Below are 22,997 nucleotides of genomic sequence, written 5' to 3' on the forward strand. Positions count from 1 at the left end.
TACCTTTGCACCGCAATTGAGAGAAACGCCTTCGGGGTGTAGCGCAGTCCGGTTAGCGCACCTGCTTTGGGAGCAGGGGGTCCCAGGTTCGAATCCTGGTACCCCGACACATAGAAGAGGCTTATGGCCTCTTTTTTAATTTATGAAAGATATGGAAGATTTCATCAATGCGCAAATGCATGTCGAAGCCGGTCGCGGCCATAGCCTGTTGAATCGTAAGATGATTTTCAGGATTCTTGGCATACTTCTCTGTCTGGAGGGTATGATGTTTCTTATATGTGCTTTAGTCTCCCTGTTTTATAAAGAAAGCGATTATATATATTTCGTATATTCCGTGTTGATAAATGTTGGAGTAGGCGGTGTCTTTATGTTGCTTGGTAAAAACGCCGAGAAAAATCTTTCACGTAGAGACGGATATTGTATTGTAGCCTTTACATGGGTGTTTTTTACTATGTTCGGCATGTTGCCTTTCTATATCAGTGGTAGCATACCTTCTGTAACCGACGCATTCTTTGAGACTATGTCCGGATTTACCACAACCGGAGCTTCCATACTCGATAATATTGAGTCATTATCAAATGGTATGCTTTTCTGGAGAAGTTTTACCCAGTGGATTGGAGGATTGGGAATTGTGTTTTTCACTATAGCAATATTGCCTATATTCGGAGTGGGAAACCAGGTACTTTTCTCTGCCGAAGCTACTGGGGTAAATCATGATAAAATTCATCCTAAAATAAGCAAGATGGCAAAGGGATTGTGGATGGTTTATCTGGTTCTTACTGTGGTTGAGGCCGTTCTTTTGTGGTTTGGCGGTATGGGTGTATTTGACGCCGTATGCCATTCGTTTACATCTACTGCTACAGGAGGATTTTCTACTAAACAGAGTAGTATTGCCTATTGGAATTCTCCTTTTATAGAATATGTAATAACTATATTTACAATGCTGTCTGCAATAAACTATTCTCTTTATTTTCTCATTCTGAAAGGAAAAACTTTTAGGTGGTTTAAAGATGCAGAAACCAGATTTTTCCTGATGTCAGTAGGTATTGTCACAGCAATAATAACTTTTGCATTGTATTTCATAAAAGGATATGGTCTTGAACTGGCATTCCGTCGTGCTTTTTTCCAGGTTGTAACAATTCATACTTCATGTGGATATGCCACAGATGATTATTCTACATGGCCTCATTTTACGCTTATACTTATAGTGTATATAATGTTTGCAGGTGGTTGTACGGGTTCTACGGCTGGAGGTATGAAATCAATGCGACTACTGATTATTCTGCAGAATGTGAAGAATGAATTCAGTAGGCTTATGCATCCACGAGCTGTGCTTCCAGTTAAGGTTAACGGTCAGTCTGTTTCTACTTCTACTATATCAACGGTAACTACATTTGCAATGCTTTACTTAATATGTACATTTGTAGGTTGGTTTATCTTTATGGTGATAGGTCTTGAAATGACTGAAGCTATGGGAATAGCTGTATCCAGTATAGGTAATGTCGGGCCAGGTTTTGGAAGTTTTGGACCTGCGTATTCATGGAGTGCCCTTCCTGAAATTGGAAAATGGGTTTCTTCTTTCTTGATGTTGATAGGACGTCTTGAATTGTTTGGCATTTTATTGATGTTTGCTCCAAGTTTTTGGGAAAAACGATAGATATACAATTATAAGAAATCGTATATTTGTATTGCACTTTAATCTAAAACTTATTAATAATGAAAGAAATTGCAGTAAAGAAGATTGCCTGTGATATACAATCTGCAGAGCAAGTAAGTCAAATGATGGATGGAGCATCGGTACGTTTTAATCCTATTGATATCATTAATTGGGCAGATTATCCATATTGCCCTGAAGTAAAGTTCAGAATAGCTCATACAGGCGGTTCCATTCTGATAAATTATATTGTCTCTGAGGCAAGTGTAAGGGCTGTAGCGCCGGCGGATTTAGGTAGAGTATGGGAAGATTCGTGTTGTGAGTTTTTTGTCCGTACAGAGGAAGAGGAAGAATATTATAATTTTGAGTGTAATTGTGCTGGCAAGTTACTTGTAAATTATGGCGTAAAGGGCGACAGACATCATGCGCCTGAAAGTGTACTGGCCAATATCAAAAGATGGTCTTCATTGGGTAATGAGCCTTTTGAGGAGCGTATAGGGGAATGTTCCTGGGAACTTTCGCTGATTATCCCTTCGTCTTCTTTGTTCAGACATGATATAAAAGATTTGTCTGGAATAACATTGCGGGGTAATTTTTATAAGTGTGGCGATTTGCTGAAAACTCCTCATTTCCTTTCATGGAGTCCGATAGATTTGCCTAAACCGTGTTTTCACTGTCCAAGTTTCTTTGGAAGATTGATTTTTGAAAAGTGATTATATCATTTATTTATAACAAAAAATCCAGGCCGTTTCGACCTGGATTTTTTGTATGTAATAATTTATTATGAAATAATAGTCGCTACAATCTTTCGTGATCCTCCCGAATACCTGAATTCACAGAGATATATACCTTGCCATGTCCCGAGGTTCAGTCTGCCGTTTGTGATTGGTATTGTTATTGAAACACCTGTAAGGCTTGATTTGGCGTGGCTCGGCATGTCGTCCTCACCTTCGTCTGTGTGGCTGTAATACGGTTCGTTTGTCTTGACAAGACGGTTGTATATCTGCTCCATATCGCTGCGAACGCTCGGATCGTAATTCTCGTTTATGCTTAGAGCGCAGCTTGTGTGTTTCACGAAAAGGTTAAGAATCCCCTGCTCCGGCAGAGTAGGGAGATTTTTCATAATCTCCTGAGTGACCAGATGGAAACCTTTCCTCTTTGGTGTTAATGAAAATTCAACTTGCTGTACCATGATGTTATTTCTTTAACCATTTGTCCAACCATGCGAAGAACGTACGCTGCCAGAGAATACCGTTCTGTGGTTTAAGTACCCAGTGATTCTCGTCTGGGAAGATAAGAAGCTCTGCAGGTACTCCTCTTAGTTTGGCAGCATTGAAGGCAGCCATTCCCTGTGAAGCAAGAATGCGGTAGTCTTTTTCGCCATGTATACATAGGATAGGAGTATCCCATTTCTCGACAAACAGGTGTGGCGAGTTTGCATAGCTGCGTTTTACAGCAGGATTTTCTGTTTCCCAATAAGCGCCTCCGAGGTCCCAGTTGGTGAACCACAGCTCTTCAGTTTCGAGATACTGCTGCTCCATGTTGAAGAAACCGTCGTGAGCAATGAATGCCTTGAAACGTTTGTTGTGGTGTCCGGCAAGCCAATATACTGAATATCCTCCGAAACTTGCTCCTACACATCCCAAACGGTCTTTGTCAACGTATGGCTCTTTGGCTATGTCGTCTATCGCACTCAAATAATCGTCCATACAGTGACCGCCGTAGTTTGTACTGATATCTTCAAGCCATTCCATGCCGAAACCAGGAAGCCCGCGGCGGTTAGGAGCGATGATTATATAGTCATTGGCTGCCATAATCTGGAAGTTCCATCTGTAACTCCAGAACTGGCTTACAGGGCTTTGAGGGCCTCCCTGACAGAACAGAAGGGTAGGATATTTCTTGTTCGGGTCGAAATCGGCAGGATAGATAACCCATGACAGCATCTGCTTGCCGTCAACAGTCTTTGTCCATCTTGGCTCAACCTTACCGGTTTTAAGCTGGCTGAAGATATGGTCGTTTTCTTTTGTGATACGGCTAACTTTGTTGCCTTCATTTAGTGCTACAGTATATAGTTCGTCAGCTTCGCTTATGGAGTGACGTTTTGTCAACAGCTGTCCGTCATTAAGTAATGCCACTGAAGCATAGTCGTACATACCGTCGGTGAGTTTTTTGACCTCACCGTTAAGGTTAGTGCTGTAAATCATGCTTGTGCCGTGCCATACTCCGGTAAAATATAGCGTTTTGCTGTCTTGTGCCCAGCAGTATGTATCGACGCCGGATTCAAACGATTCTGTTACGTATGATTTCTTTCCGCTTGCAATCTCCATTACGCATAGACGATTGCGGTCGCTTTCATATCCGTCGCGTTCCATGCTCTGCCATGCTATCATTGTTCCGTCCGGCGAGAATCGAGGGTTAGTGTCGTATCCCATGTTCTTGTCTTTTGCATCTTCTTTGCAGAGATTTCTTGTTTCTTTGCTTTCGATGTTGTAAAGATAGATGTCAGAGTCTGTGGAAACAGAATATTCAAGTCCGGTTTTCTTGCGGCATGTATATGCAATCTGTTTAGAGTCGTTGCTCCATGCCAGTTGTTCAATTCCTCCGAAAGGTTTCATTGGCGATTCGTATGGCTCGCCTTCCATTATGTCTGTAGCCGCACCAACTTTGTTTCCGTCAAAATCAGCTACGAATGGATGAGGTACTGTCTGTACCCATTCGTCCCAGTGTTTGTACATCAGGTCGTCTATTACCATACCTGTAGCCTTGTCCAGGTCAGGATACTTGTCAACTGTACGTTCCCCATATTTTACCTGTGAGATAAACAGCACCTTGCTGCCGTCAGGAGAGAAGCTGAAACCGTCTATTCCACCTTCGTAATCGGACAACTGTTTGCGTGCTGTTCCGTCAGGATTCATTTCCCAAATCTGACCGTTAGACAAGAATGCCAGTTTCTCGCCATTCTTGATCCATGCCGGTTCATATTCGCTTGCAGATGTAGTGGTAAGGATAGTGTTTTCGCTTCCGTCAGCATTCATCATATAGATGACAGTGTGGCTTTTATTCTCTTTTACACTATAGTATGACACAGTGTAGGCTATTTTTTTGCCGTCAGGAGATACTGTAGAACTTCCTATACGTCCCATAGCCCAAAGAGCCTCTGGGGTAAGGCGTCCGTTCTCTATCTTTATTTCCTGCTTGCCGATAATTGTCGCATTGTCCTCGGCTGACTTTTCAGTACTTACGCATGCTGATGTGGCTAACATTAGTGTAGCTGCAGTCATTGTAATAAGATTTTTGTTCATGGTTATATATTTTTTGAGTTTGCTTAAAAAAATATTGCCATTCAGAGACACATGTTTTTTACCTCTGAATGACAATACAATATTAGTGTCAGAATATTATTTCTTGTTCATTCTGTCCTGACGTTCTTTCTGAAGACGTTCCTGTTCTTTCTGAAGGGCCTCAAGTCTTGACAACAAGTTGCTTTGTTTCATCTGTGCAGGATTCTTCTTGTTTGCTTCAAGCTGAGCAAGAAGTTTCTTTTCGTCAGTAACCTTATACATAATCCATGTAGTGAGGATACCTATCAAGCTTGAGATGAAGTAGTAATAGCTCAATCCTGATGCATATTCGTTGAAGATGAAGAAGAACATCACAGGCATGATATACATCATCCATTTCATTGCCGCCATCTGTGGATTGTCACCCATATTCTGCTGTTTCATCATAACGAGCTGGTTGATGATTGTTGTAACGCTGAACAACAGGCAGAACAGACTCAAGTGATTGCCCAAGAGAGGAATTGAAGTGCTCCAGCTGATAAGGTCATCGTATGCAGAAAGGTCGTCTGCCCAAAGGAAACTTTGCTGGCGCAATTCTATCGCATTCGGAACAAAGAAGAATAATGCCATGAACACCGGTGTCTGAAGTAACATAGGCAGACATCCTCCCATCGGGCTTACTCCGTACTGGCTGTAGAGTGCCATTGTTTCCTGTTGTTTTTTAAGTGCGTCTTCCTGTTTTGGATATTTCTGGTTAATCTTTTCAACGTATGGTTTCAGGGCTCTCATCTTTGCTGATGATATGAATGATTTCCATGTTGTAGGAAGAACCAGAATCTTAACGATGATAGTCATAAGCAGGATAACCATACCCATGCTCAGTCCCCAGCTTGACAGCCAGTCGAACAGGTTGATTGTGAACCAACGGTTTATCCAGCGGATAATAGGCCATCCCAGATAAACGAGGTCTTCAAGTTCCTGGTCTTTGTCAGCAAAACTCAAATCGTTGCTTGCAAGGAGAGTCTTGAAGTGGTTAGGTCCGAAATAGAACTGGAAGTTGCTTGGCTGTGCACCTGTAGGGTCGAAAGCTGTCTGCATGTCTGCATGATAGTTTTTCATGTAGCCGCTGCCTTTCTGTTCCATTTTCGATTCCAATGTAGCGTTCTCAAAGTTCTTCTCAGCCATGAATACACATGAGAAGTATTGGTTTTTGAATGCTACCCAGTCTAGAACTTCCTGTATTGTTTCCTTTTCGTCTTTAGCCTTATCGAGGTTATCGAAGCTATCGTCTGTTGGCTTATAAGTCAACGAAGTGTACTGCTGTTCGAAAGTATAACCTTTCTCCATCTGGCGTGCTCTCTGCTTCCAGTCGATGGTCATGGTCTTGACAGAAGGCGAGAAGAAATTCTGCATTCCGGTAGCCTGAACTGTAAAGTTTACCATGTATGAGTTTGGAATAAGCTTGTAGCAGAAATCCAGATGACCGCCGTTCGCAGCATTCAGTCTCATAGTTACTGTGCTGTCTGTGACGTTTGTAGCTTCGAAATACATCTGACTGCTCATGATGTTTTCGTTTTTGCCTTCGAATCCAATATTCAATGATGCGTCTGTGCCGTCAAACAATACCAGAGGCTCTTTCTTCTGGTCTTTATATTCTTTCAGCATGGCTTTGCTTACACGACCACCCTTGTTAGATATAGTAACATCAATAAGGTCATTACTTAAAGTAACGAACTGTTCTGTGCCTTTTGAAGCATTGAAGAATGTCGAAGTGGAATCAACCATCATTGCCTTTTGTTCAGCGGCTGCTTCCTGCTTCTTCATCAATTCTTCTTTCTCCTTGATAACTTGCTGTATAGAATCCTGATAATGTTGCGCACGAGCTCTTTCTTCCTGATTAGGTGTGTTGTATATTCCGAAACCAATAATAACAGCTCCAATCAGGACGAAGCCTACTAACGTGTTTTTGTCCATTTTTTCTTAGTAGTTTATTAATTACTTTTCAATTGCAGCTTTAATGAATGACAAGAACAATGGATGTGGTTTCAGAACCGTACTGCTGTATTCTGGGTGGAACTGAACACCTACAAACCATTTCAAAGCAGGTATTTCTACGATTTCAACCAAATCAGATTCTGGGTTGATACCTGTACATTTCATTCCTGCCTTAATATATTCTTCCTTGTAGTCGTTGTTGAACTCATAGCGGTGGCGATGACGTTCCTGAATGTGTTCGCTCTGGTAAGCTTCGTATGCTTTTGAATCTTTGTCGAGTACACATTCGTATGCTCCCAAACGCATTGTACCACCCATGTTTGTAACGGATTTCTGTTCTTCCATGATGTCAATAACATTGTGAGGAGTCTTTTCGTCCATTTCACGGCTGTTTGCATCTTCGTAGCCAAGTACGTTTCTTGCAAATTCGATAGCCATACACTGCATACCGAGGCAAATACCGAATGTAGGAACATTGTGTGTACGGCAATATTTGATAGCAACGAATTTACCTTCGATACCGCGCTGTCCGAATCCAGGACAGATAATAACTCCGTCCATGTCTTTCAGAGCTTCAGCAATGTTGTCATCAGTAAGTTTTTCGCTGTTTACGAAGTGAATGTCTGCCTTACGGTCATTGTAAGTAGCAGCCTGTGACAATGCTTCGAGGATTGATTTGTATGCATCCTGCAAATCGTATTTACCAACTAATGCAATTCTTACCTTTTCAGTAGCATTGTATCTGCGGTTCAGGAATTCTTTCCATGGACCAAGGCTTGGAGTCTCACCTACAGGCAATCCCATCTTTTCTAAGATTGTAACGTCAAGTCTCTGTTCCTGCATACGGAGAGGTACTTCGTAGATTGTAGGCATATCCTTAGACTGGATTACTGCATTTTCATCTACATTGCAGAACAATGCAACTTTCTTTCTCAATCCAAGGCTTAGTTCGTGCTCTGTACGTAATACAAGGATATCTGGCTGGATACCTACAGACTGAAGTTCTTTTACAGAGTGCTGGGTTGGTTTAGTTTTAAGCTCTCCTGCGGCTGCAAGATAAGGAACATAAGTAAGGTGAACGCACAAAGCATTTCTGCCAAGTTCCCACTTCAACTGACGGATACTTTCAAGATATGGCAATGACTCTATATCGCCAACTGTTCCTCCGATTTCAGTGATAACGAAGTCGAACTGGTTTTTGTTACCAAGTAATTTTACGTTACGTTTGATTTCATCAGTGATGTGAGGGATAATCTGGATAGTCTTACCCAAATAGTCACCGCGACGTTCTTTGTCGATTACACTCTTGTAAATACGTCCTGTAGTAATGTTGTTGGCCTTTGTTGTCTGGATACCAAGGAAACGTTCGTAGTGTCCAAGGTCAAGGTCAGCTTCATGTCCGTCAACAGTTACGTAGCATTCTCCGTGTTCATACGGATTCAGAGTACCCGGGTCAATGTTGATATACGGGTCGAACTTTTGGATAGTTACGCTGTAGCCTCTTGCTTGCAGCAATTTACCTATTGAAGATGAAATGATACCTTTACCTAAAGAGGAGGCAACACCACCTGTTACGAAAATGTACTTTGTTTCTGCCACAATAATGTATGTTTAAAAATTTGTTTCAATAAGAAATATTTCTACAAGTGTGCAAATTTATAAAAAAAAGCCGAAAGTCAAGATATAAAAAGTCAAAACATTGTAAATAGAGCAATAAGTTGCTTATGTATGACATATTTCTATAGTATTAATGTTCAGTAAATGAAATATATTGTATTTTTGCAAAGAATTATAACACAAAAATATAACGATGAAAGCATTGACTGTTTTATTATTGGCATCTCTATTATCGAATGTTTTTTTATCTGAATATTCTTTTGCGTCCGGTCTGAAGAATTATTCAATGCCGCAGGATTCAACTATAGTTATTCCTGCCGATTCCATAATTGATATTGATCTGTTGTTAAACGATACGACTTTGTTTGAAGAGGTTAATGATACTGATACGCTGAAATCCGATTCGTTGGTTAATACGAAGATTGATTCTGTAATAGTAAAGAAACAGGATAGTATTAAAGTTAAGCCTGTTGTACCGAAAAAGCCAGAAGAGGTTATTCCTCAGTCTGTCATCGAACTTAATAAGATGTTTTCTGATTACAGAAAATATTCTGAATGGGCACAGGACAGATGGGATGATATTTATTTGTCATTATCTGAAATCAAGATGAAGGCGGACTATTTTAAGTTCGTAGTTCCTCTTACATATTATTCAAAGGCTTTTGAAGAAGCTTCAGGTATTGATGACTGGATTCCGCGTGATATAATTGTGGACGACTCTTTGCGCAAAGCGTCTATGCTTGAAGAAGGTATGCCTAAAATGCAGATATCATCTGAACTGGACAGGAAAATCAATAGACAGTTATTGGACTTCTATGTCAATTATCCGGAATTGGTATTAAAGAATGAGAATAGTCTGCTTGACCTTGATTTTTTGTCATCTAAGGAAATGACCTCCGCCTATAAAGAAGAGAATATAATAAGTCTTATTGATAATAATGCAGGTATAGGTCAAATGTCGGGTTCGGAGTTATTGGTTTTAAAACCTAATTTCTGGACTTCAGGCGGTAGTGGGTACTTGCAGTTCTCCCAGAACTATATTTCAGCGAATTGGTATAAAGGTGGTGAAAGTACAAAATCTCTGCTTTCTGGTTTTTCTTGGCAGATAAAATATGATGATAAACAGAAGACACAGTTTGAAACTAAGTTAGAGTGGAAGCTTGGTTTTATTACAGCTCCTTCTGATACTGTTCATACGTACAAGGCAAATAATGACTTATTGCGTTTGACGTCGAAGCTTGGATATAAGGCTATTCAAAACTGGTATTATACACTTTCTGCCGAATTCCAGACACAATTCTTTTCGAGTTATGCCACTAACTCAGATGATTTGGTATCAGCGCTTTTCTCTCCTGCCACTTTAAATATCGGTCTCGGTATGGACTATAAGTTCATTAAAGATGGTAAGGTGAATTTATCAGTTCTGTTAAATCCTCTCAACTATACTTTGTATAGTGTAATGAGTGATGAGGTGGATCCAACAAAATTCAATATTAAAGAGGGGCATAAGAAAGAAAGTGTACTTGGTTCGCGTGTCAATGCTACCCTTACATGGAAGATAATTCCATCATTGCTTTGGGAATCAAAATTCTCGTACACGACAAATTATGAAAAAGTTCTTGGAGAATGGGAAAATACCTTTACTTTCGTATTTAATAAGTATTTGTCAACCAAGTTGTTTATGCACGGACGATTTGATGATGGAGTGTCTAAAGAACCGGATCAAAGCTATTTCCAGTTCCAGGAATTATTCAGTTTCGGTGTTAATTATACGTGGTAATTTGTTAATATAAACAAGATATATGTTTGAAATACCGTCTTTTGTTGAAGTTCTTGATTTTGTTGGAACTTTTGCTTTTGCTATCAGTGGTATCAGGCTGGCCTCTGCAAAAAGTTTTGATTGGTTTGGGGCATACGTAGTAGGTTTGGCCACAGCTATCGGCGGCGGAACCTTGCGTGATTTGCTTCTTGATGTTACACCGGCATGGATGACCGATCCGATGTATCTTATCTGTACGGCTCTGGCAATGTTTTTTGTTATAATTTTCCGGCAGTATCTTATTCATCTTAATAATACATTCTTTATATTCGACAGTATCGGTCTGGCTCTGTTTACAGTAGTAGGTGCCACCAAGAGCCTTGATTTGGGGTATTCATTCTGGGTGGCTATAATTATGGGTAGCATAACAGGTGCTGCCGGAGGAGTAATCCGCGATGTGTTTATAAATGAGATTCCGCTGATATTCCGTAAGGAAATCTATGCTATGGCATGTGTAGTAGGAGGAATTGTATATTGGATATGTTCATTGGCAGGATTGGAGAGTTATATATCCCAGATAGCATGCGGAATCTCGGTTTTCATAGTACGAATACTTGCAGTAAAATATCAGATTACATTACCAATTCTTAAAGGTGAGCCTGAGAATGAAAAATAAAATACTATGTATATTGTTTGGGGCATTGATTAATGCCCCTTTCTGTTTTCCCCGACAGGCAGATTCCCTTCTGATTAACACTCTTTTGCACAAATCGAAATGTGTGAGTTTTAATTCAGGTGCCGAACGTCTTTTGTTTTTTGCCAACAGTATGAAAGGTATTCCATATCAAGGTGGAACATTGGACAGAAGCAGTGATGAAACTTTAGTGGTTCGTACGGATTCTTTGGATTGTACCACTTATGTAGAGAATGTTTTGGCATTGTATCTTGCATCCGCAAAACAGAATCCGGAATATCGTGACTATATCGAATCGCTCACACGAATCAGATACAGAGATGGGAAAATTCATGGCTATACATCAAGGCTTCATTATTTCTCCGATTGGGTTGAAGATAATCAGAATAAAGGTATATTGAAAGAACTCACCACTCATTTTGAGCACGAGACTATAGCCTGTCCGCTGAATTATATGACAGAGCATTCCCATCTTTATAAGCAATTGAAGGACAATGATTCATTATTGTCCGTGATGAGACATATCGAGCAAAGATGGAGTGAATACGAAATGCCATACGTTCCGAAAAAACTTCTTGACTTACCTGCGTCCGAAATTAAAATCAAAGATGGGGATATACTTGCTCTGACCACGAGTATTGACGGTCTTGACGTTGTTCATTTAGGCTTTGCTATATGGATTGGCGACAGCCTTCATTTGCTTCATGCTTCGTCATTGCAAAAAAAGGTAATCCTTGATGATGTCTCGCTTTATGATTATCTGAAGGGCAGAAGTAAACATACCGGCATAAGAGTTATAAGAGTAGAATAAAATAAAAGAGCTGTTCCGGTTTTTCGGTACAGCTCTTTTATCTTAATTATTCAAGAGTTCCGTTTTCGGCCTGCTTAATCATTTCTTCGCTTGCATACATGTATATTTCTACACGTCTGTTTTCCTGACGTCCCGCTTCTGTATCATTGCTGGCAACAGGATTTTCTTCGCCCAGACCTTCAACACTTTTTATCTGGTTTCCTGATACACCGGAAGTAAGCAGATAACCTGATACACTTGCCGCACGTTGTTTTGATAGTTCAATGTTTTTCTGTACGCTTTCCGATGCTGTAGAGTTTTTCCAGCCGGTGTTGTCTGTATATCCATAAATGGCAACATCCATATTCGGATTCTGTTTAAGCACGTTGTTGGCAAAATCAGTCAACGAGTTTTTGGCTGATGTACTTAGTGTAGAACTGCTTGTACTGAACAGTATTCCCGAAGCAAAAGTGACCTTAATGGCTTTCAGGCCGTTATTGTCTGTTACCTGTTCAACTTCGGCATTTTCTATTTTAGCGGCTTCTTCGGCTGCCTTGTCCATTTTCTTACCTATCAGAACTCCGGCACCTGTACCTACGGCCGCTCCTACAGCCGCGCCTATGGCTGCGCCTTTTCCTTTTCCTGCCAGTCCACCTATCAATGCTCCCAGGGCGGCTCCACCGCCGCCACCTATCATACCGCCTTTAGCAGTATTGGTCATACCGCAACTGCCCAACATAATTCCGGCTGATAGAATTAAAGCTACATGTTTGTAAGTCTTCATTGATTTAAAATTGAATGTTTAGTTATGTTCATATATACAAATGTCCGGTATGATTTGTTTACGCCGGACATTGATTTTTTTAATATGCGAAGATAGGGTAGTTTTTCATCTTTTCGTTAACCCTTGCTCTTACAGAAGCTATTACTTCTTCATTATCGACGTTAGAAAGCACTGTTTCTATCATTTCAGCTATTTCGTACATCAAGTCTTCTTTAGCGCCACGTGTAGTAATCGCAGGAGTACCAAGACGGATACCAGATGTCTGGAATGCGGAACGTGTGTCGAACGGAACCATGTTCTTGTTTACTGTGATATCAGCCGATACCAAAGCCTTTTCGGCAACCTTACCTGTCAGGTCAGGATATTTGGTTCTCAGGTCAACAAGCATTGAGTGATTGTCCGTACCGCCGGAAACGATAGTAAATCCTCTGTCCATAAGAGCCTGTGCCAGAGCAGCAGCGTTTTTCTTAACCTGTATCTGGTATTCCTTGTATTCAGGCTGCAGACATTCGCCGAATGCAACAGCTTTGGCGGCGATAACGTGTTCCAGCGGACCACCCTGTATGCCAGGGAATACAGCTGAGTCGAGCAACTGTGACATCATCTTTATTTCACCCTTTGGTGTCTTCTTTCCCCATGGGTTAGGGAAGTCCTTGCCCATCATTATCACACCACCGCGAGGACCGCGCAAAGTCTTGTGAGTAGTAGAAGTTACGATATGGGCATATTTCACAGGGTTGTCAAGCAGTCCGGCTGCAATAAGTCCTGCAGGATGAGCCATATCTATCATAAGCAAAGCGCCTACTTTGTCGGCAATGTCTCTCATTCTCTTGTAATCCCATTCTCTTGAATAAGCCGAACCTCCACCTACAATGAGTTTCGGTCTTTCTCTGAGGGCAATTTCCTCCATCTGGTCGTAATCCACTCTTCCAGTTTCCTTGTTCAGGTTATATTCACATGGAGTATAAAGGATACCCGATGTGTTTACAGCCGAACCGTGTGACAAATGTCCTCCGTGAGCAAGGTTAAGTCCCATAAACTTGTCGCCCGGATTAAGTACAGCCAGGAATACAGCAGCGTTAGCCTGGGCTCCTGAGTGAGGCTGAACGTTAGCCCATTCTGCTCCGAAAATCTGTTTCAGTCTGTCTATGGCTATCTGTTCGCTCTGGTCCACAACCTCGCATCCGCCATAATATCTTTTGCCAGGATAGCCTTCGGCATATTTGTTTGTAAGGCATGAACCCATGGCTGCCATAACCTGGTCGCTTACGAAGTTTTCCGATGCAATCAGCTCTATGCCTTTTAGCTGGCGCTGATGTTCTTTCTCTATGATTCCAAAAATCAAATCGTCTCTTTTCATGGTTCAAATAATTTTTTAGTTATATAATAATTGATTTCATCTCAAAATATAGCTCCTACAGAGAAGCTCAATATATTTTTACGTCTTTCGAGCATTATTTCTTTTTCATTGTACGGCTCTTGTGTCAGAGTCTTGTCATACGACACGGACTTTGTTATATTGTTGCATCCTATTTCGTATCTGAAATCGAAAAAAACATTTGAGATATTTACTCCTATTCCAAATACCGCGCTATAATTAAACGGCTTGATGTTTTCTGTTATGTTTTTCTGGTAGAAACCTGAATATTCGCTTGAAGTCTGTTTCTTGATAGTCCATGCTATTTTGGGTCCGAAGAAGAATGACATACCATAAGGGGATGAGTCTATAAATTTATATCCGTATAGTATAGGAACTTCCAGCGATGTTATCTTTGTCTTTATCAGAGCATTGTCTTCAAGTATAGTCGCGTTTTCTCTAAGATTGCTCATGCTTATACTACCGTGTGAAACCGCATACGAAACTTCCGGTTGTATAAAATGTTTCTTTACGAGGTTTACTCTTGTGAAGAGAGTGGCTATATATCCCACTTTATAGTTGTTTTGTATATCTGTAATATTCTGTTCTCCATAGCAAATTTTGTCTATAAACATCATGGTAGAGTTGAATCCACCTTTAATACCTATACTTACTCTCTGCTTTTTCTCGTGCTGCATGATATCTTGTGCATGCAGGTTTGCACTGTATGCAGCGAATAAAGCGGAAAGTATGTACATGTATATTCTTTTCATTTCATTGCCGGTCTATTTCTTCTTTTCTACCGACCATCCGAATTTCCCTATTTTCTCTCCCAGCTCGTAATATCCTCCGTGTACATATACCAGGAGGTTTGATTGTGCAAGCTCAAATTTTCCGGTTTCAGAGTTTAGGTATTTTTCGTCGGCCTGTACGTTTACCACATCGGCTATAAACATGTCATGCGACCCTAACGAAATCACCTCTTTCACTCTGCATTCAATACACAGCGGCGATTCCTCTATTGTCGGAGCATTTACCACCGATGCCTTTCCTGGTGTAAGCTTCATTTCGTTGAACTTTTTGTAGTTCTTTCCCGATCTTACTCCGCACCAGTCAGTAGCGTATGCCATATCTTTCGTTGTAAGGTTGATTACGAACTCCATATTCTTTTTCAGGATAGGATAGGAGTGGCGTTCGGGTCTTACCGATATGTAGCACATAGGTGGGTTGGTACATATTGTACCCACCCACGCTACGGTAATAATATTATATTCTTCCTCACAGGTGCCGCAACTCACCATTACGGCAGGAAGCGGATAAACCATTGTTCCGGGTTTCCAGTCCTGCTTCATTGTCAGATTAGTTTGATATTGTCTTTCTGCTGTTCTTTTTCGCAGTAGTGGCATTTCAGCAATCCTTTTTCCTTATCAGTAACGTGGAACCATGTCTGCATAGGTTCGTTGTTGGTGATACACTTAGGATTGTTGCATTTCACTATACCTTTCAGCTCGTCCGGCATAATAGCCTCTTTCTTTTCAACTACGGCATAATTCCTGATTACATTCAGCTTGATGTTTGATGCTACCACCGAAATACGGTTTATTTCCTCGTCAGTGAAAAACTTGTCGGCTATTTTGATAATACCCTTTTTGCCTAATTTTTTGCTTTCAAGGTTGTATCCAATAGTGATATTGCTGTCCATATCTTTCAGGTTCAGCAGTGAAACCACTGTGAAAAGTTTATCAGACGGTATATGGTCTATTACAGTGCCGTTTTCAAGAGCGGCCACCTGCAGTTCTTTTTTTTCGTTCATGCTTTATAAGTTTATAAGTTTTTAAGTTTATAAGTTTTTAAGTTTTTGAGTTTAACCTCGTTAGCTTTGGTTATAAATTACCTGGCTCTCTTCTGTTTGATAGTCGAATTAACAACAAACTTACGAACTCAAAAACTAAAGAACTAAATACTTATTATTTTTCTGTATCGGCTTTCACTTCATCAAGAGTGATGCCCAATACGTCGCAAAGAATAGCCTGTCGCGCGTACAATCCGTTTTGGGCTTGCTGGAAATAGTAAGCCTTAGGATTTTCGTCCACGTCGTATGCTATTTCGTTAACCCTTGGCAGCGGGTGAAGAATACGCAGGTTAGGACGTGTCTTGTCCAGCATTTTATTGTTCAGAATATATACATCTTTTACTCTCTCGTATTCCATCAGGTCGGTGAAACGTTCTCTCTGCACACGTGTCATATAAAGAATATCTGCGTCGGCAATCACATCTTCGTTGAATTCAGTGTGTTCCACATATTTTATATTATGTTCCTTGCAGTAGATTTTGTATTCTTCCGGCATTTTCAGTTCGTCCGGTGCGATGAAATGGAATGTAGGGTTAAAGTGGCGCATAGCCATAAGCAGAGAGTGTACGGTACGTCCGTATTTCAGGTCACCCACCATATATATGTTCAGGTTTTCCAGGGTTCCCTGGGTCTTGTATATGGAATATAGGTCAAGCATCGTTTGCGAAGGGTGCTGGTTAGCTCCGTCACCGGCATTGACTATAGGTACTTTAGTGACTTCGCTTGCATATCTCGCCGCGCCTTCCAGATAGTGTCTCATCACGATGATGTCGGCATAGTTGCTCACCATCATAATGGTATCTTTCAGTGTTTCACCTTTTGAGGAGCTTGTCACTTTCGGGTCAGTGAAACCTATCACTTTAGCGCCCAGACGGTTTGCGGCGGTTTCAAAACTGAGGCGTGTTCTTGTAGATGGTTCAAAGAACAATGTTGCCACGATTTTCCCGTTCAGAAGGTTGCGGTTCGGCTTCTTCTCAAATTCTCTTGCCATTTCCAGAAGATAAAGTATTTTCTCTTTGGAATGTTTGGCAATAGTAACTAAACTTCTATTTTCCATATTAGCAGTTTTATGTTTGTTTTTTTAATACCGAAGCCCAAAGGTACATAAAAAATTTCAAAGTTCCGCCCAATAATGGATATTTATCTTTTCAAGTTTCACACGTTGGCGGGAGTGGATAGATTTAGATATGATTTAACAAGCCCGTAATTTTGCGGACTTCACATAAAGAATTAAATTTGTCCACAGAATTTCATAAATACCAAAATGTACGAAACATTCTTCTCGCTTATCCGCGCCGGATTATGGGGTACACCTCCCGACACATCCCTTTTCAGCGGAATGACCCCTGCACGGTGGCAACAACTCTACAGGTTGGCATCCACACAGTCCCTTCTGTCGGTATTCTTCGACGGAATAAACACCCTGCCCCCCAATCTGTATCCACCCTGTAATCTATATTTGCAACTGGCTGCACAGACACTTCAGATAGAGCAGGCAAACGACCGTCTTAACCGTATGGTAGGACGTCTCAACAGTCTGTATGCCGCATCCGGTCTTCATCCTGTTCTTCTCAAAGGGCAGGGTATGGCTTTCTACTATCGCAATCCTCGTCATCGTCAGTGTGGAGATATAGATATCTATCTCGGTGAAGAAGGGCAGACGGTGGCAAACAGTGTCCTTCTCGAGTCAGGAGCAGTCCCGTCATCCGAAGAGTCCGACAAGCATGCCAGCTACAAATGGGATGGCGTACACATAGAGAATCACCGCCTCGTAAGCAGGATGGGCAATCCGTTGGCAAACCATCGTTTCATGCGCCTGGTGAGAGAATGGTATCCCGATGGAGCCGAACATATCATAGATATGCCTACCCCTCCACCCACATTCAATGCCCTCTACATCTTCCTCCACGCCTTCGAACACTTTCTGGGCGGCGGTATAGGATTGCGCCAGCTCTGCGACTGGAGTTGTTTCTTCTACCGTCGTGCAGCCGACATCGATATCCTCCGTCTGCGACGTGACCTTCATCGCTTGGGACTATACAGTGCTGCCTGTGCCTTTGGCTATGTAGCGGTCAATTATCTTGGTTTGAAACCTGAATATTTCCCGTTCGACACATCATCAAGCCGGCATCTTGGAGAAGAGTTGGTAAAAGAGATATTCGCCACAGGAAACTTCGGAAAGTACGACAGCCGCAATTCTCCCCGTCCCAAAGGCTATTGGCGAGGCAAGTGGCACACCTTCAGCATTGCTCTACGCCGTACATCCCGCCTCTACCACTATGCTCCCCAAGAAGCTTTGTTCTATCCGGTAGCACTGATAAAGAATGTCATTATCACTCAGTCTAAACTGCTGAAAAAACGGTTTAAACCATAAATAAAAAACACGGTTTGCGTATGTAAAGATGTGCTTATGGTTTGTTTTTCGTTTCAGAGATAATCAAATTCCGCTATCGTTCCCGTCTCCGACGAGAAAACAGCACCGATTTTATATATCTTGCGTCTGTCGGCAGCGTACTCCAGTGCATATCCCTTCTCCTCAATCTGGCGAAGGGCTTCATCCGCCGTGCCGTCAAGTTTGAACTCGAAGATATATACATAGTCCGGGGTCTCTACTATGCAGTCCACTCTTCCGTGGCTCTGCACCTTCTCAGTATAGACTGTATAGACACTTATCAGGCGCATAATCAGATAGAAGGTATAGTGGAAGTAGCGCTCCCTCTCACGCTCGTTTTCCTTGCGGCGCATGGTGTATGGGATGCTTGCCAGGAAGGAAGTCAGACCGTTGCGGAAATCATCCAGTTGTGCTTTCTTGAGCTGTCTCACCGCGCTTCTTATCCACGAATCCACGCTTTCGCGCGTGTTGAAATATCCTGCTGCGACGAGCGACAGGAACCCTTCCTTTACCTCATTGTTCGGATAATCCAGCAGGAAGGAGTTTTCTTCCATGTCATACTTCTTGATGGTCAGATACCCGCTCTGGTAAATCATCGGAAGAGGTTGCTCCACCGTAGCCTTATAGTCTATAAACTCCTCGGGCGAGTAATATCTGCCCGTTATCTCGTTCATATTCTCGTCCGAGTGCGCCAGCAGGCGAAGCAGATAAGTAGGGGTGCCGCTCTTGAACCAGTAGTCGTTCATTTCCTCCGATTCGAAAGCATTAAGAAGGCTGAACGGATTATACACATCCGTCATCTTCCTACTGAAGTGATAGCCGTCATAACGTCTTTTCAGCCTCTCCATCATCTCACTGTACGGGCATCCGTACATATCCGCCATATCTCCAATCTGCTCACGGAATACAGTTTCCAACTCCTCCTGAGTTATTCCGCACACCGTTTCATACTTCATGCTCATACTTATGTCATTGGGCTGGTTGAATCCGCTGAACACGCTCACCTGCGAGAACTTGGTCACTCCCGTAAGGAACACGAACTGTAGATGCTCGTCGGCTCCCTTGAACACGGAATAGAACCCCTTCAGGATGTTGCGGTGTTCCTCCTCCAGACTCTTGTCCACATCCAGCACGTCCAGCATGGGCTTGTCATACTCGTCCACCAGTACCACGGCACGCAGTCCTGTCCGGTTGTGGGCGGCTTCGAGTACCCTTATGAACCTGTCGCCCAAATCAAGTCCCTCTTCAGGTTTTGTCACTCCATATTTCGTTTCCCAGTCTCCAATCAGAGCGTTCAGCTTCTGCCACAGCGTCCTACGGATGGTAAAGTTCGTGGAATTGAAGTCTATATGAAACACCGGATGTACCTTCCAGTCCTTTTCCAAAGAATCAATCTTCAAGCCCCTGAACAGCTCTTTCCTGCCCAGATAATAGTTCTTGAGTGTAGATACCAGCAGACTTTTTCCGAACCTGCGTGGACGGCTCAGAAAATAAATGTTGCCTTCGTGCGTCAGTCGGTAAACCAAATCCGTTTTGTCGATATAGAGAAATCCGTTCTCAATTAATTTGTCGAAACTTTGTATTCCTATAGGGTATTTCATGCCGGTCAATTTAGTGTTATTGTCACAAAAGTAACTTTTAATAACGGAAAATCAAATCAAACGGGAGAAAAACAATGAAAAAAGCATCCGGTGAAACCTGCTAATACGGTTCTCCCAGGTGTCTGACTATCACCTCCACCTCCGCCTTGAGCAGGTACTGGCGGTTCTTGTCGTACCCCATCGCCTGGAGTTCCTTCATCATGGGCGGGCATTGCCTTATCCAGCGTCGGAAGTTCCTCGAGGCAGCGTCCTTCGTAACGTCGGGAAAATACATCATCGCCAGTTCGTTCTTCTTGTAAGTCTTGAGCCTGAAGGTCTGCTCCGGCTGTTCTGTCTGTAGATTTCTCATATCTTCTTGTCTTTGATTTTATGTAAAGATACTAAAAATCAGGGAGGTAATCAAATGATACGGAAGGTATGTTGGCAGTATGTCCGCCATTGTACGGGTTTTTCCTTCCTCAATATTTTAAAAAAACGTGGGCACGTTCGGAGTAAAACACGGGCACGTTCGGGATTAAACGTGACCGTGTTTTTTTCGGGGTTTGCTTAGTGCTTGAAAGCCTTATTTGGGTTCACTGGGTTCACTTTTTCTAATTGAACCTTTTTTTCAGCTTATTTGTTTTCTTGTAAACACAGTTATCCTTTGTCAATAAGCCGGTTACTACATATTTCTTTAAAGCGCGCTTTGCGGCGTTTGGGTACAAACCTACTTTTTCTACCTCTTTCCAGAAATCGGAATACCGGAAGGTATCAGGCAACTTCTTGAGGATGGGAAGAAGCTTATAGAAATTGCTCCTGTTAACGTAGATGGTTCTTAGGGCAGGAAACAATGTGCTGGAAACGGTGAGTATTCCCAACAGGATGATGTCTTTTTCCTTCCTGTCCTTTGCCACAACAAGGAGTTTTTTTATCTCATCGGGAAGATGCTCGTAGATGTCGTCGGAAAATTGGGTGCATTGGTCCTCAATTATCTCTTCCTCTTCCTTTTCGTCCTCTGTAATTTCTTCATTATCAGGGTCGATGGCTGATGTTGCGGCAGAATTTGGGTTCATATAGGAATTGTGAACCTTGTGAACCCAATTTGTCTGATTATTTCCGCCCTCATTGCCATGCTCGTACCCCCAACGGACGGCGCGTTCTATCTCCTTCGGGGTGATGCCCGGCTCCACTCCGCGGGCGCATGCCGTATGGATGGCCTGGTCCAGCTGCCAGGGCTGAACTCTACGCCAGCGAAGATACTGTCCGAGGGAGAGCATGGTGCGTGTGCGGCTGCCCTTCACGTAAGGATGGGTGTAGAAGAAACGGTTTATCACGGCATCCACGTCGGGGGCGGAGTCCGACTGGTAGCCAAGTGCCAGTGCCTGAGTGACCGGGTTCTGCAAGTAGCGGAAATTACACTATTTAATATTGAGTCCACTTCAAAAAGTGGAATTTAGTTGTTAATACTCTATTTTAAACTTCGTACTTTGAAATTATGCCATTTAAATGATTTTTCGTATCTTTATTTTGCTACTTTTGTAATTGTCAATACTTCGGTAAATAATTAATTAAACACTTAAAAATCAGTGAGTTAAATCAACAAGAGTTAGCATAAAAGAATTGACCAAGTGCCTGATTTTCAGTAACTTTATGTTCTCTATGCATAAGTTAAACATGGAAATATCAGGAGCACTCAACCAATATATGAATATCTGCAGGGATGCCTTTAATGGTTATACCGCAAAGTTAAACAAAAGTACGAAATATGTCGTAATTGAAACACTACTTTTATTTATGGTCATACCAAGAAAAATAAGGTTCATCCGACATTTCGCGTGATAGTTTATTAAAGAAGAAAACCGCTGCACAAATTGTATATTTGAATAAGCACAAGCAAACGTACAATTATGAACAGCAGTTTTCTATATCATGCGTGGGGTCTATACACCCACCAATGTACTCGTGAGGAATACAAAGATAACACAATAATCTTGCATATCGAATCCAAAGAGCGTGAAAAAGTGTGTCCGAAGTGCGGGCATCGCCAATTGGTCAAGAACGGTTTTTGCATCCGTGACTTTATAGGACTTCCGATAGGCGGTAAAAAGGTGATAATCCGTATGAAAGTCCAACGCTATAGGTGCAAGAACAAGGATTGTGATTATGACCGTCAGGAGAGCATACCCTTTGCCACGGGTAGTTGCGGCTACACCCACCGTTTCGCGAAATATGTAGTGGGTCTGTTAAGGGGCATGACCTTGAAAGACGCGGCTAATCTCCTGGGCGTATCCTGGGATACCGTCAAGGAAATCCATACCCGTCATCTTGAATACCATTACGCGCCTCCTTCCCTTGAGGGAGTGGACAGCATCGGCATAGATGAATTCGCAGTCAGGAGAGGGCATGTGTACAAGACAATCGTGGTTGACTTGAAGAGCGGCCGTATTCTTTATGTCGGTAACGGCAAGGGAGCAAATGCCCTGGACGGCTTTTGGAAACGGGTCAGAAGAAAGGGTGTTGACATCAAATATATTGCAACAGACCTCTCTGCCGCCTTTATCTCCTCTGTATATGAGAATTGCCCAAATGCGGTGCACGTGTTTGACCATTTCCATGTGGTAAAGCTTATGAACGAGAAGCTGGATGAGATACGCAGGATACAATACCACATGGAAAAAGACATCAACAAACGTAAGGTGTTGAAAGGCACACGCTACCTGCTGCTGAGCAATGGAGTGGACATCTTTGACAAGGAGTATAAGACGAGGCTTGACAACGCGTTGGCCATGAACAAGCCCCTGTCGCAGGCATACTACCTGAAAGAACAGCTCAGGGAAATCTGGACGCAAGTCAATAAGAACAATGCTGAAATGGTCATGCTGGATTGGGTAAAGCAAGCCCAAGAAAGCAAAGTGCCGCAACTGGTGAAGATGGCAGCCACAGTAATGGCACACAGAACAGGCATACTCGCATGGTACGACTGTCATATATCGACCGGAAAAGTAGAAGGAATCAACAACAAGATAAAGGTCTTGAAGAGAGCGGCATACGGATTTAGGGATGAACGATACTTTGAGCTAAGGTTATATGCACTCCATGATTGCCGCATCACGCGAAATGTCGGATGAACCAGATTTAACTCTACCAATGGGTTTCTCATTTTTATAGTTAATATATTGCAGGATTGTAAGTGCGCTAATCTTCCCGACAATTCGGGTAAACAATCCGTCTGTATCTTTCGC

At 42.2% G+C, this 22,997-nt stretch carries 20 protein-coding genes and 1 tRNA gene; 8 read left to right on the plus strand and 13 right to left on the minus strand.

Going from position 1 to position 22,997, the window contains the following annotated elements:
• Positions 1-32: 32 nt before the first annotated feature.
• From H6A27_RS12510 to H6A27_RS12520, 3 genes are all read left to right on the plus strand, one after another.
• Positions 33-107: transfer RNA gene (locus H6A27_RS12510), tRNA-Pro, on the plus strand.
• A 44-nt stretch (positions 108-151) separates the two neighbouring features.
• Positions 152-1,657: a TrkH family potassium uptake protein gene (locus H6A27_RS12515; protein WP_204401184.1), complete on the plus strand. Its 1,506-nt coding sequence runs from the start codon at positions 152-154 to the stop codon at positions 1,655-1,657.
• Between the two features lie 59 nt (positions 1,658-1,716).
• Positions 1,717-2,367 (plus strand): carbohydrate-binding family 9-like protein, encoded by a 651-nt coding sequence (locus H6A27_RS12520; RefSeq protein ID WP_204508907.1) that lies wholly within the window; start codon positions 1,717-1,719, stop codon positions 2,365-2,367.
• 68 nt (positions 2,368-2,435) lie between these two features.
• On the opposite strand, the gene H6A27_RS12525 is transcribed toward H6A27_RS12520, so the two are convergent.
• From H6A27_RS12525 to H6A27_RS12540, 4 genes are all read right to left on the minus strand, one after another.
• Entirely contained in the window at positions 2,436-2,846 is a 411-nt protein-coding gene (locus tag H6A27_RS12525) for a secondary thiamine-phosphate synthase enzyme YjbQ (protein ID WP_204400960.1), read from the minus strand.
• A 4-nt stretch (positions 2,847-2,850) separates the two neighbouring features.
• A complete protein-coding gene (dpp5, locus tag H6A27_RS12530; RefSeq protein WP_204508908.1) occupies positions 2,851-4,956 on the minus strand; it encodes a dipeptidyl-peptidase Dpp5 in 2,106 nt (701 codons plus the stop codon).
• Between the two features lie 96 nt (positions 4,957-5,052).
• Positions 5,053-6,909: a membrane protein insertase YidC gene (gene yidC / locus H6A27_RS12535; RefSeq protein WP_204508909.1), complete on the minus strand. Its 1,857-nt coding sequence runs from the start codon at positions 6,907-6,909 to the stop codon at positions 5,053-5,055.
• A gap of 21 nt (positions 6,910-6,930) precedes the next feature.
• The gene (locus H6A27_RS12540) at positions 6,931-8,529 is read right to left on the minus strand and encodes a CTP synthase (protein ID WP_204508910.1); all 1,599 of its coding nucleotides are present in this window, start codon (positions 8,527-8,529) and stop codon (positions 6,931-6,933) included.
• Between the two features lie 211 nt (positions 8,530-8,740).
• On the opposite strand from H6A27_RS12540, the gene H6A27_RS12545 reads away from it, so the two are divergent.
• The 3 genes from H6A27_RS12545 to H6A27_RS12555 are packed head-to-tail and all read left to right on the plus strand — an operon-like array spanning position 8,741 to position 11,811.
• A complete protein-coding gene (locus tag H6A27_RS12545; protein ID WP_239469677.1) occupies positions 8,741-10,327 on the plus strand; it encodes a DUF3078 domain-containing protein in 1,587 nt (528 codons plus the stop codon).
• Positions 10,328-10,358: 31 nt separating this feature from the next.
• Complete coding sequence (locus tag H6A27_RS12550) at positions 10,359-10,982, plus strand: trimeric intracellular cation channel family protein (protein WP_204401188.1); 624 nt, start codon at positions 10,359-10,361, stop codon at positions 10,980-10,982.
• Positions 10,972-11,811, plus strand: coding sequence for an N-acetylmuramoyl-L-alanine amidase-like domain-containing protein (locus H6A27_RS12555; RefSeq protein WP_204508911.1), 840 nt, complete (start codon positions 10,972-10,974; stop codon positions 11,809-11,811). The genes H6A27_RS12550 and H6A27_RS12555 overlap by 11 nt, the downstream gene beginning before the upstream one ends.
• Positions 11,812-11,857: 46 nt before the next feature.
• Here H6A27_RS12555 and H6A27_RS12560 read toward each other — a convergent pair whose 3' ends face one another.
• The 6 genes from H6A27_RS12560 to pyrB form a co-directional block, all read right to left on the minus strand.
• Positions 11,858-12,574 (minus strand): OmpA family protein, encoded by a 717-nt coding sequence (locus H6A27_RS12560; RefSeq protein ID WP_204400971.1) that lies wholly within the window; start codon positions 12,572-12,574, stop codon positions 11,858-11,860.
• A 79-nt stretch (positions 12,575-12,653) separates the two neighbouring features.
• Complete coding sequence (gene glyA, locus H6A27_RS12565) at positions 12,654-13,934, minus strand: serine hydroxymethyltransferase (protein ID WP_204508912.1); 1,281 nt, start codon at positions 13,932-13,934, stop codon at positions 12,654-12,656.
• Positions 13,935-13,975: 41 nt separating this feature from the next.
• A complete protein-coding gene (locus H6A27_RS12570) occupies positions 13,976-14,704 on the minus strand; it encodes a porin family protein (RefSeq protein WP_204508913.1) in 729 nt (242 codons plus the stop codon).
• 12 nt (positions 14,705-14,716) lie between these two features.
• A complete protein-coding gene (locus tag H6A27_RS12575) occupies positions 14,717-15,283 on the minus strand; it encodes a flavin reductase family protein (RefSeq protein ID WP_204400977.1) in 567 nt (188 codons plus the stop codon).
• Positions 15,284-15,285: 2 nt separating this feature from the next.
• Entirely contained in the window at positions 15,286-15,744 is a 459-nt protein-coding gene (gene pyrI, locus H6A27_RS12580) for an aspartate carbamoyltransferase regulatory subunit (protein ID WP_204400978.1), read from the minus strand.
• Positions 15,745-15,898: 154 nt separating this feature from the next.
• Positions 15,899-16,840 carry an aspartate carbamoyltransferase gene (gene pyrB / locus H6A27_RS12585; protein WP_204400980.1) on the minus strand — a complete coding sequence of 314 codons (942 nt, stop codon included), beginning with the start codon at positions 16,838-16,840 and terminating at the stop codon, positions 15,899-15,901.
• Positions 16,841-17,047: 207 nt separating this feature from the next.
• Between pyrB and H6A27_RS12590 the strand changes: the two genes are divergently transcribed.
• Positions 17,048-18,157, plus strand: a complete 1,110-nt coding sequence (locus H6A27_RS12590; protein ID WP_204508914.1) for a nucleotidyltransferase domain-containing protein — start codon at positions 17,048-17,050, stop codon at positions 18,155-18,157.
• A gap of 53 nt (positions 18,158-18,210) precedes the next feature.
• Here the strand turns inward: H6A27_RS12590 and H6A27_RS12595 are convergent, their stop codons facing one another.
• From H6A27_RS12595 to H6A27_RS12605, 3 genes are all read right to left on the minus strand, one after another.
• Positions 18,211-19,776, minus strand: a complete 1,566-nt coding sequence (locus H6A27_RS12595) for an ATP-binding protein (RefSeq protein WP_204508915.1) — start codon at positions 19,774-19,776, stop codon at positions 18,211-18,213.
• Positions 19,777-19,876: 100 nt separating this feature from the next.
• Positions 19,877-20,125 (minus strand): DUF4248 domain-containing protein, encoded by a 249-nt coding sequence (locus H6A27_RS12600; RefSeq protein ID WP_204508916.1) that lies wholly within the window; start codon positions 20,123-20,125, stop codon positions 19,877-19,879.
• Between the two features lie 241 nt (positions 20,126-20,366).
• Positions 20,367-21,158 (minus strand): hypothetical protein, encoded by a 792-nt coding sequence (locus H6A27_RS12605; RefSeq protein WP_204508917.1) that lies wholly within the window; start codon positions 21,156-21,158, stop codon positions 20,367-20,369.
• Positions 21,159-21,662: 504 nt separating this feature from the next.
• On the opposite strand from H6A27_RS12605, the gene H6A27_RS12610 reads away from it, so the two are divergent.
• Positions 21,663-22,883 (plus strand): ISL3 family transposase, encoded by a 1,221-nt coding sequence (locus H6A27_RS12610; protein ID WP_204508918.1) that lies wholly within the window; start codon positions 21,663-21,665, stop codon positions 22,881-22,883.
• Positions 22,884-22,997: the final 114 nt, after the last annotated feature.

Source organism: Bacteroides caecigallinarum, assembly GCF_016902295.1.
In the GTDB taxonomy this organism is placed as follows: domain Bacteria; phylum Bacteroidota; class Bacteroidia; order Bacteroidales; family Bacteroidaceae; genus Phocaeicola; species Phocaeicola caecigallinarum_A.